Origin of the sequence: Flavobacterium shii (assembly GCF_025847235.1) — a bacterium.
Taxonomy (GTDB): Bacteria; Bacteroidota; Bacteroidia; order Flavobacteriales; family Flavobacteriaceae; genus Flavobacterium; species Flavobacterium shii.
The window spans coordinates 20,675-37,477 of sequence record NZ_JAOZEW010000008.1 but is presented as its reverse complement, the minus strand read 5'-3'; the positions used below and the strand labels follow the sequence as shown (position 1 = coordinate 37,477).

Annotated in this window: 14 protein-coding genes; 5 read left to right on the top strand and 9 right to left on the bottom strand. The window is 31.5% G+C overall.

Annotated elements, in window-relative coordinates; genetic code table 11:
• Nucleotides 1-8: 8 nt before the first annotated feature.
• Both OIU83_RS09185 and OIU83_RS09180 read right to left on the bottom strand, forming a co-directional pair.
• A complete protein-coding gene (locus tag OIU83_RS09185; protein ID WP_264205955.1) occupies nt 9-1,223 on the bottom strand; it encodes a hypothetical protein in 1,215 nt (404 codons plus the stop codon).
• A gap of 60 nt (nt 1,224-1,283) precedes the next feature.
• A complete protein-coding gene (locus OIU83_RS09180) occupies nt 1,284-1,451 on the bottom strand; it encodes a hypothetical protein (RefSeq protein ID WP_264205954.1) in 168 nt (55 codons plus the stop codon).
• 715 nt (nt 1,452-2,166) lie between these two features.
• On the opposite strand from OIU83_RS09180, the gene OIU83_RS09175 reads away from it, so the two are divergent.
• A complete protein-coding gene (locus tag OIU83_RS09175) occupies nt 2,167-3,939 on the top strand; it encodes a MutS-related protein (RefSeq protein ID WP_264205953.1) in 1,773 nt (590 codons plus the stop codon).
• Nucleotides 3,940-4,404: 465 nt separating this feature from the next.
• Here OIU83_RS09175 and dnaN read toward each other — a convergent pair whose 3' ends face one another.
• The 5 genes from dnaN to OIU83_RS09150 form a co-directional block, all read right to left on the bottom strand.
• On the bottom strand, nt 4,405-5,523 hold the full coding sequence (gene dnaN / locus OIU83_RS09170) for a DNA polymerase III subunit beta (RefSeq protein ID WP_035627362.1): 1,119 nt from the start codon (nt 5,521-5,523) through the stop codon (nt 4,405-4,407).
• Between the two features lie 107 nt (nt 5,524-5,630).
• Nucleotides 5,631-7,316: a gliding motility-associated ABC transporter substrate-binding protein GldG gene (gene gldG / locus OIU83_RS09165; protein WP_264205952.1), complete on the bottom strand. Its 1,686-nt coding sequence runs from the start codon at nt 7,314-7,316 to the stop codon at nt 5,631-5,633.
• On the bottom strand, nt 7,316-8,041 hold the full coding sequence (gldF, locus tag OIU83_RS09160; RefSeq protein ID WP_264205951.1) for a gliding motility-associated ABC transporter permease subunit GldF: 726 nt from the start codon (nt 8,039-8,041) through the stop codon (nt 7,316-7,318). The genes gldG and gldF overlap by 1 nt, the downstream gene beginning before the upstream one ends.
• 186 nt (nt 8,042-8,227) lie before the next feature.
• Nucleotides 8,228-8,524, bottom strand: coding sequence for a putative quinol monooxygenase (locus tag OIU83_RS09155; protein WP_264205950.1), 297 nt, complete (start codon nt 8,522-8,524; stop codon nt 8,228-8,230).
• Between the two features lie 154 nt (nt 8,525-8,678).
• Complete coding sequence (locus tag OIU83_RS09150) at nt 8,679-9,509, bottom strand: SAM hydrolase/SAM-dependent halogenase family protein (protein WP_264206045.1); 831 nt, start codon at nt 9,507-9,509, stop codon at nt 8,679-8,681.
• A 319-nt stretch (nt 9,510-9,828) separates the two neighbouring features.
• On the opposite strand from OIU83_RS09150, the gene OIU83_RS09145 reads away from it, so the two are divergent.
• The 4 genes from OIU83_RS09145 to OIU83_RS09130 all read left to right on the top strand — a co-directional run bounded on the left by OIU83_RS09145 (nt 9,829) and on the right by OIU83_RS09130 (nt 15,643).
• Nucleotides 9,829-10,776 carry a PhoH family protein gene (locus tag OIU83_RS09145; RefSeq protein ID WP_264205949.1) on the top strand — a complete coding sequence of 316 codons (948 nt, stop codon included), beginning with the start codon at nt 9,829-9,831 and terminating at the stop codon, nt 10,774-10,776.
• A 243-nt stretch (nt 10,777-11,019) separates the two neighbouring features.
• Nucleotides 11,020-11,853, top strand: a complete 834-nt coding sequence (locus tag OIU83_RS09140; protein WP_264205948.1) for a Cof-type HAD-IIB family hydrolase — start codon at nt 11,020-11,022, stop codon at nt 11,851-11,853.
• A 343-nt stretch (nt 11,854-12,196) separates the two neighbouring features.
• Complete coding sequence (locus OIU83_RS09135; protein ID WP_264205947.1) at nt 12,197-14,548, top strand: S9 family peptidase; 2,352 nt, start codon at nt 12,197-12,199, stop codon at nt 14,546-14,548.
• Between the two features lie 144 nt (nt 14,549-14,692).
• Nucleotides 14,693-15,643, top strand: coding sequence for a phosphoribosylaminoimidazolesuccinocarboxamide synthase (locus OIU83_RS09130; protein WP_264205946.1), 951 nt, complete (start codon nt 14,693-14,695; stop codon nt 15,641-15,643).
• A 61-nt stretch (nt 15,644-15,704) separates the two neighbouring features.
• Here the strand turns inward: OIU83_RS09130 and OIU83_RS09125 are convergent, their stop codons facing one another.
• Nucleotides 15,705-16,250, bottom strand: a complete 546-nt coding sequence (locus OIU83_RS09125) for an SRPBCC family protein (protein ID WP_264205945.1) — start codon at nt 16,248-16,250, stop codon at nt 15,705-15,707.
• Nucleotides 16,251-16,261: 11 nt separating this feature from the next.
• The gene (locus OIU83_RS09120) at nt 16,262-16,738 is read right to left on the bottom strand and encodes a DUF1801 domain-containing protein (RefSeq protein WP_264205944.1); all 477 of its coding nucleotides are present in this window, start codon (nt 16,736-16,738) and stop codon (nt 16,262-16,264) included.
• Between the last annotated feature and the right edge of the window lie 65 nt (nt 16,739-16,803).

The window sequence follows — 16,803 nt, the reverse complement described above, 5'->3', positions numbered from 1 at the left end:
AGAATAGATTAAAGTGTCAAATTATTAACTTTAAGAAAATCTTCAGCTTCAAAGAATCTTGGTAATACTGCAGCATTATGATCTGTATGTTCCTCAGGAATTTTATATTTATTAATTAGATCTTTTTTATTATTAGATACAGTATCGTATATTGATTTCATTTCATAAAACAAAGCCTTACCTTTTTCTGTATATAGATTTTGATCACTTATATAAGACAAAGCTTCCTTCAGTAATCTAATATCTAATAAAAATAAACCTAATAATTCATACTTTTTAATTCCGGTTAATTTTCCTGAATCATATAATTTATCATAAAATCTAACCAATTTAGCCAAAACATATGTTGCATGTATTGAATGATACAGCCCTCTTTTTATAGACTTCTTGAAAAATGGTGAATTGAATTTTAATTCAAATGGATCTATTACAAAGTAATCTTGATGATTCATTAAAATTAAATTAAGTGCTAAGTGAGATGTTTCATGAATTAAAGTATCAATAAAAGTTAAAGGTTTTGCTGCATTATATGTGCTTATGAAAATATTGCCCTGAAAATCCATAGAGGTGAAATTCATAAAATAACCACAATCAAAAAACATTATTCTTTTTACAAGTTTTTGAATTTCATTATATTGAGCCTTATCAACACTTTTTATTAGTTCATAACCTTCATTCAAGACTTCGCTGTATTTTATTATCTTATCTGTAGAGATATTATTAGTGTTTATCTTTTTTAGGTTTTGATCGTTTTCAAATTTATTATAAATATATTGATGATTGTATTTTAGTATCTCTATAGAAGTGTTGCCTACATAGATTAATTTTTCAAATATGAAATCAATTATTCTGTTTGAAGTTTTATCCTTGAGTATAAATTGCTTCTTACTATTCATACTAATAACAAAAATGTTATTTGGCAAACTTGTTAAGAAATATCCAATTTTTGGTAGATAAATAATACCTTTTTGATCTGAAATAACCTCTATGTTCTTTGCATCTTTCTGATTATCAAAATAACCATATAAGATTTGGTCTAAAGGATATTTATCTAGATTAGTTAAGTTATAATGAGCTATTAAAAACGGCTCTAAATATAACTCTTGGTCATCTTGGAGTTTATCATAGTTACTATAATTATCGCTTATTAAGGAATCGTCAATAATTATTTTTAATAAATCTAATCCAAGGTCAACTTCAAAATTAAAGAATAGTTTATCCATATTTTTTCTTATTTAGTAAGGTTTTATTTTAAAATAAAACCTTACTTTTTATTAATAAATTTATTCGTTTGAATCTAGTCTATCTGGAGGGGTTTGTAACAATGCTCCACCCAGTATAATTTTTGCTCCACCTTGAATAACTTTAAGGTTTGCTAATAACGCTACCCCATGCATTTTTCTTAAATCAGAAAGCTTACTTTTTTCAATAATTTGATTTTGTTTTTTCATAATAAATAAAATTTTTTAATTAATTCATCTTAATTTTTTTTAGAAGTTTTAAGATGTTGAACTTCACTCGAGTCTTGTTTTGGTAAATGAATTTACCATATGATGTCTTATTTAGATTGTAATCTAAAGATTAATAGTAATTTGTATTATTGAGCCTATATTGATTTTTTTGATTCAATATGGAACAATCCATTTAAAAGAATCGATTCGTTTTTTCATAATGCTTAATCCAATATCGTTTTTACTTTTAATATCGTAATCTTGCCATTATTAATAATTAAATATCTTAAAAAAAACAGTTATTTTCTTTCTTATTTTAGCTAAACAATTTTTAATGCTAGCATATTTATTAAAAAAGTGAGCTTTGCTTATGTGTTTGATTTGTTGTTGTTTATGTAAAATAAAAACTAAATTTTATTTTTGTTTTACGGTATATCCGTAAAATTTAAAAGATTATCCTCACTCATTTTAAAATGGTACAAATCAAAGACAGCTATACTATTTTTTTGCGTCTTTTCGAGAATGTACAATTACTGAACTTTCAATATGACAAAAAACTATGTGTTTATAAGTTTAAACTTTAGCTATAGTGACTTTTATTCAGTAGCTAAAATAATAAGTAATATTCCTAGTATTTAAAGTAGTTATTTCGTCACTGTAAACTTATATTTGTATTTCAATATAATTTCTAAAAAGGAATAATTACTTTAAATCAATGGAACAATATCAAAAAAAGGTCAGCAGTTATTCAGATGCTTTAAGTGCTATCAATAAAAAATATAATAGCATTAGTTTATTACGACTTTTGAGTATTGTTTTTTGCTTAGTTTTAGGTTATTATTATCTTAAAACAGATACTTCAGGATACCTCGTTTCCGCGGTTTTATTATTTATTGGTTTTATTGTTTTAATGCGTATTCATTCGAAGTTGTCTTTTAAAAAGAAGCTTACAGAGGCACTTTTGAGAATTAATAAAAATGAAATTACTTTTTTAAAAAGGGAAAAATTACCTTTTGAAAACGGACAAGAGTTCATCGACTTCCATCATCCATATGTTTATGATTTGGATATTTTTGGAGATCATTCTTTATTTCAAAGTCTTAACAGAACAGGAACTTTTGTTGGAAAAAAGACACTGGCAGATCAGTTGCAATATACCTTACCTAATGACGAAATTACCCAAAATCAAGATGCTATTTATGAACTTGAGTCAAAATTAGATTGGCGTCAGGAATTTTTAGCACTTGCAACAATTGGGCAGGATACTAAAGAAGCTTATCAGGCATTATTGAATTGGAAGGATAGTAAAAGTGCTCCTTTCTCAAAAATAATGTATGTATTAATGTATGTTTTACCCGCTATTTTCGGAGCGCTCGTAATTGCATATTTTGTTACATCGAATGTGTTATTTTTATCCTACATAACTTTTGCGTTTATTCTGAATACGACTATTTTAGGGATGTTCTTTAAAAGAATTCAAACTGAAATTGCTAAAGCCGAGAATATTGATAAAATTATCAAGCAATATGGTTTATTGGTAAAGGAGATCGAAAACGAAACATTTAAGTCGGATAAATTAATTGCGCTACAAAATAAATTGGTTTATAAGAATGCCAAGGCAAGTGCTCATTTAAAACAATTATCTGAGTTGTTTTCGAACATGGACACGATCAATAATTTTGTAACCGCTTTATTGTTTAATGGTATCTTTTTATTTAATCTTCATGTTTTAAAAAATCTGTTGAATTGGAAAACGAGTCATGCAGCTGTTCTAGAAGAATGGATGAATGTAATTGGTGAATTTGAAATGCTTAACAGCTTAGCCAACTTTGCTTATAACAATGAAGATTTTGTATTTCCGGAGTTAAATACCGATTTTAAAATAGGTTTTTCTAATCTAAGTCATCCACTGTTAAATCCTGAAACAAGAGTTGGGAATGAAGTTAAGTTTTTCCCGGAATCGTTTATGATCTTAACTGGGTCTAATATGTCCGGAAAAAGCACTTTTTTGCGTAGTTTGGGTATTAATATGGTTTTGGGAGGAATAGGTTCTGTAGTGTGCGCAAATAAAGCTACAATGCATCCGTTACCCGTTTTGGTTTCGATGCGACTATCAGATTCTTTATCAGATAGTGAATCGTACTTTTTTGCCGAAATTAAGCGTTTAAAACAAATTATGGATGCACTGGAGGACAAACCTGCTTTTGTGCTCTTAGATGAGATTTTAAGAGGTACAAACTCAGATGATAAACGTAATGGAACTATTGAGGTCGTGAAAAAGATTATTGCCAAAAAAGCAATCGGAGCAATCGCAACCCATGATATCGAAGTTTGCTTAACGACAAACGAATTTCCTGAAACCTTAACGAACCAATGTTTTGAGGTTGAAATAAAAAATAACGAATTGCATTTTGACTATAAACTTAGAGAAGGGATTTGTAAAAATAAAAGCGCTACTTTCTTAATGCAAAAAATGGGTGTGATTTAGAGGTGTGAGATGAAAGACTTATAGATGTGAGAGAATAGAGCCAAGAAGAAAGATGATAATAGATTGTTGGGAGTAGAGTAAATCTATATTTGTTTATGATTGTGGTTACTGCAGTCACCCTGAGCGTACCGAAGTTTCGGAGAAAGGTGCTCAATCTATACACAAACTTATATCATCCCGACATAGGAGAGAATTGCATAAGAACTCTATAATCTTTGTAGAGCTACAATGAGAATTCTTCGACTCCACTTCAGAAAGACAATATTGCAGAAAAGCTTAGTGCTACTTTATTAACCCTTTGGAAGCTTAGCGAAATAACAGATAAAGTAAAAAACCCGCAATTTCTATAAAGAAGCTGCGGGTTTTTAAGTATAAAAATGGTTGGTTAATAGCGTAATTGTTATGCAATGATAAGTATTATATTTGAATATCAAAAATCAAATATAACAAAAACATAATTAAATGTTAACTGTTTAGCATTACTGGCATAACCAACATAGTCACGGTTTCCCCATCTTCTAAACCATCAACAGGAGTCAGGATTCCTGCTCTGTTTGGTAAAGACATTTCCAGCATAATCATATCCGATTGTAAGTTGGTCAACATTTCGGTAAGGAAACGTGAGTTAAATCCTATTTGCAAGTCATCACCTTGGTAATCACATGTTAATCTTTCTTCGGCTTTGTTTGAGTAATCGATATCTTCGGCAGAAACATTTAATTCGGCTCCAGCGATTTTTAAACGAATTTGGTGTGTAGTTTTATTAGAGAAAATAGCCACACGACGTACTGAACTTAAAAATAAAGAACGATCTATCATTAATTTATTTGGATTCTCTTTTGGAATTACAGCTTCGTAGTTTGGATATTTCCCATCGATTAAACGACACATCAAGATGTAGTTGTCGAATGAGAATGTAGCATTAGAATCGTTGTATTCGATTTTTACTTCAGCGTCAGAAGATCCAAGGATACTTTTTAAAATATTCAAAGGTTTCTTTGGCATGATAAAATCGGCAACTTGAGATGCTTTAACATCTGTACGAGCGTATTTTACTAATTTATGAGCATCTGTAGCAACAAATATTAATCCTTCTGGTGAAAACTGAAAGAATACTCCAGACATTACAGGACGTAAATCATCGTTACCAGCAGCAAATATCGTTTTGCTAATAGCTGTTGCCAAAACATCTGAAGGAACTAAAGTAACCGAAGGCTCTTCTAGATTTACAGATTTTGGAAATTCTTCTCCAGCTGCATATGCCAAAGCATATTTTCCTGAATTTGAACTAATTTCTACAGTATTATTATCTTCAACAGTAAATGTTAAAGGTTGTTCTGGAAATGTTTTAAGGATTTCAAGTAATAATTTTGCAGGTATTGCAACACTTCCTTTGCTTGTAGAATCAATCGCTAAAGTTGCAGACATCGTCGTTTCAAGATCCGATGAAGAAACTGTTAATTCATTATTGTCTAATTCAAATAGAAAGTTGTCTAAAATAGGTAACGTATTGTTACTATTGATTACACTACCTAAAACTTGTAATTGCTTTAATAAGTACGAACTCGATACTATAAATTTCATCTCTTTTGTTTTATTTTTTGGGATATATTTTAGCTATATTAAAAACTAGTATACATTTTACAAATATATCGTAAACAATCCTAGTATTGCAAATTTTTTATTAACATCTATTTACTGTATTTCCTTCTTCGGAGGAAAGTAAACACAATACCAAAGAGTAATAAAATAAGAATTGGTAGTCCGATAGTTATGAATTGTGTAATGGTATAGTCTCGATAAACTTTTTCTTTATCCAATAAAGGTAAATTTAAATCTTTACTTCTAATGTTAATAAGTCCGGTATCATCCAGTAAATAATTAACGCAATTCATTAAGAAATCCTTGTTGTCATATAAATTTCCAGAGCGCTGATCGTAACCTAATTCTACAGGCGAAAGGTTTTTATCCAATTGGTTTCGGACTAAATCACCATCGGAAATCACAATCATTTTGGTTGCTTTTCCTTTTGTCTGAAATGTTTTTTGTTCAAAAGGTAATATGCGATTTTCGTACATCGAATGAAAATCTCCTTCTAATAAAACCGATAAAGGGAAATTCCCAGTGTTTACATAATCTTTTGGAGATGTTTGTTCCGTTACAATATTTAAGTTGATTTCGGCTGGAGTTCCGATCTTTTTCGAATAAGGAGATGATTGCAATAGAACCGTTTTTTTAATACCGTTTTTCAAGGTATCGATTGGGTTTGCAAAATCAAATTTAATTCCACCTAAGTTTTTTACAATTGGATGTTTGCTTTCTGGATAAACCTGTGGTGCATATTTCCAATTGAATTGTTGGTATTGCGTTGCGCTTCCTTGTTCTCCCGAAGCCAGTTTAATTGGACTTCCTAGTTCATCTTTTACCAGATCAGGATTGATTCTAAATCCGTATTTAAAGAACATATCATTAAGATTCAAATCTCTCGGGAAAGCCAGCGTAGCACCGGATTGATTGTATAAACTATCCATTTCGGCATTTACCTGATCTACAAGCCACAATGTTTTTCCTCCGTTAATGATAAACTGATCCAGAACTTGTTTTTCGCCGTCTGTAAATGCTTCAGTAGGCTTAGCGATAATAGCCAAGTCATATTTTTGTAATGCCTCTAGAGTTCCAATTGGATTTTTGGCTACAGAGTCTAAAGTAAATGGTCCAATGTGGTAGCTTTCGCGAATTTGCATTAGGAACTTCGCTATGAAAATCTCTTTCAATTCGCCATTTCCTTTTATAATCGCAACCTTTTTTTGTTTCTCTTTGGTAATTTTATTCAATGCATCGGCAATAGAATATTCCAAATGTTGTACCGAGCTAATTACTTTTTGGGTAGTCGAAGCTCCCATTTGATTTTTTAGCAAAGGAATATTAACCTCCTTATTATTATACACGGCAATAGCCCAAGGAAAAACCATAGCCTGAGACTGTTTTCCTTTGTCGTCGACAGTTATATTTACCGGCGTAAGTCCTTTTCGATATAGTTCTTTAACCATATCCATGCTTTCGTCTTCGTTCTCTAAAGGGTTTACGAATTCAAAAACAATATTTTTATTATAGGCTTGAAACTCTTCCAGTAATTGCTGCGTTTCTTGTTGCAAACGTTTAAATTCGGCAGGTAAATCGCCTTGCATATAAATTTTTATAGACAACGGATTATGAACCTGTTTGATGATATTTAACGAAGTTGGCGATAAAGTATATCTTTTGTCCTTGGTTAAGTCAAAACGATGAAATACAAAAGTACCAGCAATATTTAGTACAATTAAAATCGCAATTGTAATCAGTAAAGTTTTTATATTTTTTTGAGAAGAAATTTTCATTACGATTTAAAAGATTTTAGTTGATATACAGTAAACGAAAGAAAAAGCACCGTTATACTTAAAAAATAAATTACATCGCGTGTGTCGATAACGCCTCGGCTCATACTTTTAAAATGATTTTGCATTCCTAATGATGAAATCAAATTCATATAACCAGGAACTAAAGTTGATAAACCTTCGAAACCAAAATATAAAAAGAAGCATAAAAACACGGCTATAATAAAAGCTACAATCTGATTTTCGGATAAAGTAGAAGTGAAAATTCCGATAGCAGAGTATGCTGCAATCAAGAATAATAATCCAAAATAAGAACCAATTGTGCTTCCCATGTCGATGTTACCTTCGGGCATTCCTAAACTCGAAATTACTTTTACATATATGAAAGTTGGAATAATTGCCATTATGATTAAAAGCAATGATCCAATAAATTTTCCGTTTACAATTTGCCAAATGCTCAAAGGCTTTGTAAGCAATAATTCGATTGTACCTTGTTTTTTCTCATCAGAAAAACTACGCATGGTTACAGCCGGAATCAGGAATACTAAAATCCAAGGAGCTAATGTAAAGAAAGGAGTAAGATCGGCAAAACCAGTATTAAGGATGTTGTATTCTCCCTGAAATACCCATAAAAATAAGCCATTACTAATAAGGAAAATGGCAATGACTAAGTAGCCAATGGGAGATCCAAAAAAAGATTTTATTTCTCGTAAAACGATTGATTTCATATTTTAACGTTAATTTGTTTATTCTGTTATGCGTTTATTTTGTTTAAGGTTTAAAGATGTCCAATCAGTGGCAGGAAAATTAACCGCAAAGTTCGCAGTCCCGAAGCCTCGGGATACGCAAAGCTCGCAAAGTTTTAAAGTCTTTATTTATCTTAATCTCTTAATGGTTCAATTTTTTATTTTCGTTTAAACTAAAGAAACTAATTTGTCTACACTCCAAGCTTCTGGTTTGGCATTGAATAAGGTTTTGGTGAATGACCAAACCGTATTAAAAAGTTCCGATTGTCGGTAATTTTCCAAGTCGGCTTCGGTTTCCCAATAACTGTAAGTGAAAAATATATTTTTATTGTCTTTGTCTTGATACAATTCTAAAAAACTATTTCCAGGAGCATTTCGTATTTTGCTTTTCACATTATCGAAATTTTCCATGAAAGCTGGGATTTTATCCTCGTGAAAACTCATCTTTACTATTCGAACAAGCATTTTTATAATTTTGGATTATCTTAATTCAGGAAATGGCTTATATGCGCGCAAAAATACCAAAATAGATTGTTCTTTTCTATACTATTTTTTCTAGTTATGAGAAACTATTTTAAGAATCTAAATGTTATTAGGATTAAACTCTAAATTTCGTTTCTTAATTCTTGAACTGGATTAAGATTGTATCCCGATAATTAAGTCCTAGTAAACTATTTGCCGAACCAACTTTTGATGGATTACTCCTGAAAATGGCAATCTCAAGAAAACCTGCTTCATTAAATATGGCTAGTTTTTCTCCTTCATAGGTTTTAATTGGATATTTTTCGGAACTGGCTATTGCAGAGTAGTTTGGTAAAATAGTTTTAATGCTTTTTGGCTTCATAACAATTTCATACTGACGACCTCGCGCTACTTCCAGAAATTGCTTTTTGGAAATATTGGTTACTACATTACCGAAATGATCAATATAGGATACATATCCTTTTAGAGAATTTCCGTCGTTTGAAACTATCGATTGTAATTCGGTTATTTGCTTGATGCTTTGGGTTTCTTTCCCGATAACATTCAGTAAACCACCTTTGGCAATATGGCAGGCAACTTTTATAAAAACATCTAGATCACTGGCATCACCAGGTAATCTGTCGTGTATATTAATGAAAACTATTTTTTGCGGAACTATCTTTTGCGTAAGCATGCTTAAAATACCATTATCGGCGCAAATAAAGTAGTGGTCGTTCCATTGCATAGCAATATGTTGGTTCTCTTTATTGCGTTCTATATCGACACCAATAAGATGTACGGTACCTTTTGGGAAACTAAAATACGATGCACCAATAATATAGCTCGCTTCGGAAGTATTAAAGGGATCGACGTCATGCGAAATGTCTATAATTGTAGCCTCGGAGTACTCGGATAAAATTTTCCCCTTCAGCGCACCTACAAAGTGGTCTTTCAAGCCGTAATCGGTAGTAAGGGTAATTATTGACATCATTTTGTTTATAACTATTGATAGTATTTAAATCTAATTTTTATTAAATTTGAGAAATGCAAAGCTAATAATAGTAAACGCAAAAAAGAAGGAAAGAAAAGACAAATTGTATTTTTAAAAATAAGTAAAATTATAGTAGTCTCGGTTCAGAGTTACAGCATTCAGTTTATAAACGAAATAGCTTTTTTTTTAAGAAGTGAGATTTCGTTGAAAACATAAATGGTGGCTGAAACTGAACACTGGGACTGAAAACTAAAAAAAGAACCCGACAGCCATTTGATTTATAAAAAAAATTAATTTTAATTTAAAACTACCTCATTTGAACGAAAGAATAATCGAGCTCATAGACATCGCTCCAAAAGACTTTTGGGGCGCTCAAGACACTCATCTTGAAATAATTAAAAAGTATTACCCAAAGCTTAAAATAGTAGCAAGAGGGACTACTTTAAAAGCATTCGGCGAAAAAGAAGTTTTAGATGAATTCGAAAAAAGATTTCAAAGGCTCATGTTGCATTTTACCCGATACAACAACATTGATGACAATGTAATTGAACGCGTTATTATGGACGGTCATGATGAAAAAAAATCATACGATCATGATAAAATATTAGTTCATGGTGTGGGGGGTAAAATTATAAAAGCCATGACGCCTAACCAACAATTATTGGTAGATACCATTAAAAAAAATGATATGGTATTTGCTGTTGGTCCAGCCGGAACAGGAAAAACCTATACAGGTGTTGCAATGGCGGTTAAAGCACTTAAAGATAAAGAAGTAAAAAGGATCATACTTACACGACCAGCAGTAGAGGCGGGGGAGAACCTTGGCTTTTTACCTGGTGATATGAAAGAAAAACTAGATCCATACATGCAACCTCTTTATGATGCTTTGCGCGATATGTTACCAAATGAAAAGCTCGAAGATTACATTTTAAAAGGAATTATTCAGATTGCACCACTTGCTTTCATGCGTGGTCGTACTCTCGATAATGCTTTTGTAATTCTGGATGAAGCACAAAACACGACACATTCTCAAATGAAAATGTTCCTGACCCGTATGGGGAAAAATGCCAAATTTATGATTACAGGAGATCCAGGTCAGGTCGATTTACCTCGAAGAACTATTTCAGGTCTTAAAGAAGCTATATTGGTTCTTAAAGATGTAGATGGAATTGGAATTATTTATCTTGATGATAAAGATATTGTACGCCACAGGCTTGTGAAAAAAGTAATTGATGCTTACAAGCAAATTGAAAATAACGATTAGGATTGTGAACTATTTTAAGAAATGTCAAATGTAAATCGTGAAGTGTGTTTTGATATTTAATGATATTCGTTTTATACATGTCTTTTATAGAAATGCATAAAACGAATATTTTTTTGTTGGCTTAGTTAATTTATGTTAAATAAACAGTAAAGTTTAACTTATTTGATTCAGATTTCTCAGTTTTCTTTGCTTGCCAATTAACAAAGCGATAAATTTGTAAATAATAAATATTTGACACTCAATATGAATTCAGAATCTAAAAAAATAAAAGTAATAATTACCGATTTAGATGGTACATTACTTAATCCAGACCATAAAATTTCTCCTTATACAAAATCAGTTTTTCAAGAACTTTACGATCAAAAATATCTTATAATTGTCGCTACAGGACGTCACCATCTTGATGCAATGGCAATTATTGATAGTTTGGGAATTCCGGTTTATCTGGTAAGTTCTAATGGAGCACGTATTCATTCGCCAGAGAAAAAAGAACTTTTTGCTTTTGATATAGAAAGTGACGTTGTAAAATCGGCTTTGAGCGTAGATATAGACCCGGAAATAACTACCGTTTTATTTAAAGAAAACGTTTGGTTAACAAATAGAATGAGCGAAAAACTAAATGCTTTTCAAGCCGATTTAATTTATCATCCGGAATTGGTCGATTACTCAAAAATAGAAGACTACAAAGCCATAAAAATATTCTTTACTCATGATAACCATGAAAAATTGGTTGCATTAAAAGATGTTATTTTAAGTAAAAATTCAGATGTTTTACACCATGCTTTTAGTTTGCCTAATTGTTTGGAGTTTATGGACAAATCTGTAGATAAAAGTGTTGCAATTGCCAAAGTTTTAGAAAAAGAAAATGCGACTTTTGATGAAGCTATTTCTTTCGGTGATGGTTTTAATGATTTAAAAATGTTGTCATCTACAGGAAAAGCTTTGATTATGGGTAATGCACCTCAAAATTTAAAAAATGAGTTGTCACATATCGAAGTTATAGCAACAAATAGAGAAGATGGTGTAGCGAAATATTTATCTGAGAATGTTTTGGGAAAAGTTTCGGCTACAATTTAGGATATAATATAGAGACATGGTTTTTTCTGCAAAAAAGCATGTCTCTATTTTTTATTGTTTTTCTGCCACAAATTACACGAATTCACACAAATTATTTTGAATATTTTCTTGCCACTGATTAATAAGGATTAAATAGATTTTTAAATAAATCTGCTAAATCTGCGTAAGCCTTTTTTCTGCCACGAATTACACTAATTTACACAAATTGGTTTAGGTTTTAAATCTTTGCGAACATTGCGTATTCCTTTGTGCCCTTTGCGGTTAAATTCTCTCCTACGACTTAAAGAAAGATTTTTTTAATTGCTTTCAAAGTGTATTTTTGTGTTAATCAAATAATATAAAAATGACTAAAAATATCTTTGCAATTGCTTTATTGGTTTTTTCAATATCAGGCAAAAGTCAAAACCTGAAGCTGGAAGAAATCATGAAAGGGGATTCTTTTGTTGGAGTTCAACCAACCAACCAACATTGGAGTTTGGATGGAAAAAAGGTTTACTTCGATTGGAATCCAAATAATGAATTAGGTTTAAGTACTTACTATTGGGAAAAAGGAATGACCAAACCTGTATTGGCTCAGCCAAAAGAAGCAGCTTTTTCGCAATTGGATTTTAAAAGAAATCTAACATCGGATATTGTTTATTACATCGATAACGGCGGTTTATATTCTTACTCTATAAATAATAAAGTTTCAAAAAAAATATTCCAGCAATCGAATCCGATTTCTAATTTAGAATTAGGCTTTGAAGTTGGGATTTTGTTTTTTCAGCAAAAGAACAATTTGTTTAAGTACAATGCCAAAGAAGGAACGATTGTACAAATATCAAATTTTAATAGTGAAGATAATGACGTGAAGGAGTCAAACAAAGATTCTTTTTTGAAAACGCAACAGAAAGAATTATTCCAGTTTATTAGAGATGCAGCAGCTAAAAAAGAATGGAATAAAACTAAAAAGAATAGTGTTAAATCTGATTTTCCTAAGGGATATTATTATGGAAAGAAAGATGATTTTGCAAGTCTTAAAGTGAATCCAAACGGAAATTTTGCAACATTTAGTTTAATCGAGAAAGTAGATGTTAAGAAAGAAACAATGGAAGTTTTTATTACTGCCGACGGGTATAATCAATCGCCCGAAACGAAAGAAAAAGTTTCTGTAAATAATTTTGTAAAGACTAAATTCGGAATATATTCTGTTGCTAGAGATTCTGTTTATTTTGTCAATTTTTCTACCTTAAGTCATATTCAGGACGTTCCTAAATATTATGATTCGTACGAAAAACTTAAGAATAAAGAAAAAGCAGATAAGCTAATTACTGTTCAGGCTCCTGTTTATAATGCAAGTGGTTCATTGGCTATAGCCGAAATAAGAAGTCAGGATAATAAAGACAGATGGTTGATAAGTCTTGATTTGGACAAAGGGACTTTTCAGGAAATAGAACATCAGCATGACGAAGCTTGGATAGGTGGTCCCGGAATTCCATCTTACGCTTTTGATTCGGGAACTCTTGGATTCCTTTCGGATAATGAAACTATTTACTTTCAATCGGAAGTTACGGGATATTCTCATTTATATACTTATAATTTAAAAACTAAAAAGAAAACACAACTTACTAGCGGTAATTGGGAAGTAAGGAATGTGGCTTTATCAAAAGATAAAAAGACTTTCTATTTAACAACAAATACAACACATCCTGGTAATAGAAACTTCTATAAACTGGCTGTTGCCAATGGGGTTCTTGAACCTATTTTAACCAAAGATGGTGCACATGAAGTAAGTTTATCTCCAGATGAAAAAACGTTATTAGTACGTTATTCTTATAAAAACAAACCTTGGGATTTATATATTGCAGAGAATAAAAAGAATACAATGTTACAGCAAATAACGTCTTCGACTACAGAAGAATTTAAAAAATACCAATGGAGAGAACCAGAAGTTATTACGTTTAAGGCGCAGGATGGAACTACTGTTTATGCGAGGTTATATACTCCAAAAGCCGAAACGTCTAATAAAGCAGCGGTTTTATTTGTTCATGGAGCTGGTTATTTGCAAAATGCACATAATTATTGGAGTAATTACCACAGGGAATATATGTTTCATAATATGCTAACAGATTTAGGTTATACTGTTTTGGATATTGATTATAGAGGTAGTGATGGTTACGGTCGTGATGTAAGAACTGGGATATATCGTTTTATGGGCGGAAAAGATTTGTCGGATCAAATAGACGGAAAAAAATATCTAGTTGATAATTATGGAATTGATGCCAATAGAGTAGGAATATATGGAGGTTCTTACGGTGGTTTTATTACTTTGATGGGAATGCTTACAACTCCGGGTGAATTTGCTTCGGGTGCTGCATTACGTTCTGTTACCGATTGGGCTCATTATAATCATGGCTATACAGGTAATATTCTTAATTTTCCTGAGACTGATCCTGATGCTTACAAAAAAAGCTCACCGATTTATTTTGCAAATAATCTAAAAGGAAATTTATTGATGCTTCACGGTATGGTCGATGATAATGTAGAATACAAGGATATTGTACGGATGTCTCAACGTTTTATCGAATTAGGTAAAAAGAATTGGAGTCTTTCGTCATTTCCGGTAGAAGCACATGGATTTAAAGAAACCTATTCTTGGATTGATGAATACGATAGAATCCTGAATTTATTTAATACAACACTTTTGAAGAAGTAATTATTTAGTATCAGTATTCAGTATCAGTATACAAACTGCAACTGAATACTGATACTGAAAACTGAATACTTTCTTGCTTGCTCTTTTAATTAGTTTTAAATTTGCATTCATAAAACACGAAACAACACAACACAACAAATAATAATGAGCAATACAATTACAACTACTAATTTTAATTTTCCAAATCAGAAATCGGTTTATCGCGGAAAAGTTAGAGAAGTTTATAATATCAATGATGAACTTTTGGTTATGGTTGCTACAGACAGGCTTTCGGCTTTTGATGTAGTTTTACCAAAAGGTATTCCTTATAAAGGACAAATCTTAAACCAGATTGCAACTAAATTTATGGAACTTACTAAAGATATTGTTCCTAATTGGTTAATTGCAACACCGGATCCAAACGTAGCTGTAGGTCATTTATGTGATCCGTTTAAGGTAGAAATGGTTATTCGTGGTTATGTTTCTGGTCATGCTGCTCGTGAGTATGCTGCTGGAAAAAGACAAATCTGTGGAGTAACGATGGCCGAAGGTTTAAAAGAAAATGATAAATTTCCAACTCCTATTATCACACCTACTACAAAGGCAGATAATGGTGAGCATGATGCGGATATTTCGCGTGAAGCGATTCTTTCCAGAGGAATAGTTACAGAAGAGGATTACTTAGTTTTAGAAAAATATACAAGAGCTTTATTCCAAAGAGGCACTGAAATTGCAGCAAGTCGCGGATTAATTTTGGTAGATACTAAATATGAGTTTGGTAAAACCAAAGAAGGCGTAATTGTTTTAATAGATGAAATTCATACTCCGGATTCTTCTCGTTATTTCTATGCCGATGGATACCAAGAAAGACAAGATAAAGGCGAAGAACAAAAACAATTATCAAAGGAGTTTGTTCGTCGTTGGTTAATCGAAAATGGATTTCAAGGACAAGAAGGACAACAAATTCCTGATATGACTGATGCTTATATCGAATCGGTATCGGAGCGTTATATCGAATTATATGAAAATATTCTTGGAGAAAAATTCGTTAAAGCCGATATTGATAATATCGACCAGCGTATTGAGAATAATGTAATAACTTATTTGAGTAAATAATATTATATTCAATAGATTAAAATTGACCCCGCAATTTAAAGTTGCGGGGTTATTTTTTATATTACTGTGCGCCTTCTTGAATAACCTTTAAATTTTGAAGTCCGGTTTCTAGTTGTTCTCCAAGCATTTGATCCATATTCATGAATGCCAACATTAAATTCATAGGATATGGTGATTGCCCATCAAATCCCCATTTTACTTTGGTTTGTGTTGGAGAAACAGCCTCAGTTGTCATATAGGCTGCATCTGTGGATTCAAAAGGAACTTTAAAACGCAATTCAAATTCCAATCGCTCACCAGGAACAATTTTTGTTATTTCCTGTTCGCCTACGCCTACTTTTTTGTTTTTACTTTCCCAACCAAATGTAGCTCCCACAGTGCCATCTGTACCTTTGAAAGTTGTTTTCATGTCGGGATCAATTTTGGCCCAAACACTAAATTTATTTTGGTTTTTTAAATATTTCACGTAATTAAAGACACTATCATTTGGTTTATCAATAGTGACCTCTCTCTCAACATGATATTCATTTGGTAAAAACAAAGCGAATATTAACGCTAGAATAATGATACTTAAAAGTCCGAGAATAATTTTTTTAATAACATTCATAGTTTTTATAATTAAGTGGTTTGTAATGATTTTGAGTGCTTAAATTTTGTTTCATAACAATTAATCCAATCGGTAACAGACATTTTTTGTACAAGCAGTGCGATTAGGTCAAAAGGGATATCATCCATTTTTTTAAATCGAATACAACTTTTTCCCATATCTAATTTTTGCTTGCTGTATTTGGGATATTCAGCAACAAACCATTCTAATAATTCAGGTTTAGCATAAATTCCCATGTGGTATAATGCAATAAAGTTTTTTTGTGATGCTATATTTATAAATGGCAATGGTAATTTGGGATTACAATGATAACCTGCAGGATAAACAGAATGTGGTACGAGATATCCCAGCATCCCATAGCTCAATTCTTCTGTGAGTCCCTTCGGAATAGTATTAAGTAGCGTTTCGCGAAGTTTAAGAAATGGGATTTTTCTTTCTTCCGGAAGCGATGTTAAATATTCCTCGATTGTTTTGGCAGATGATTGCATTTTTGTTTTTAATGTAAAGTTAAATAAAATTTAGTGGTTTGAATTTGAATTGTTTATAAAATAAA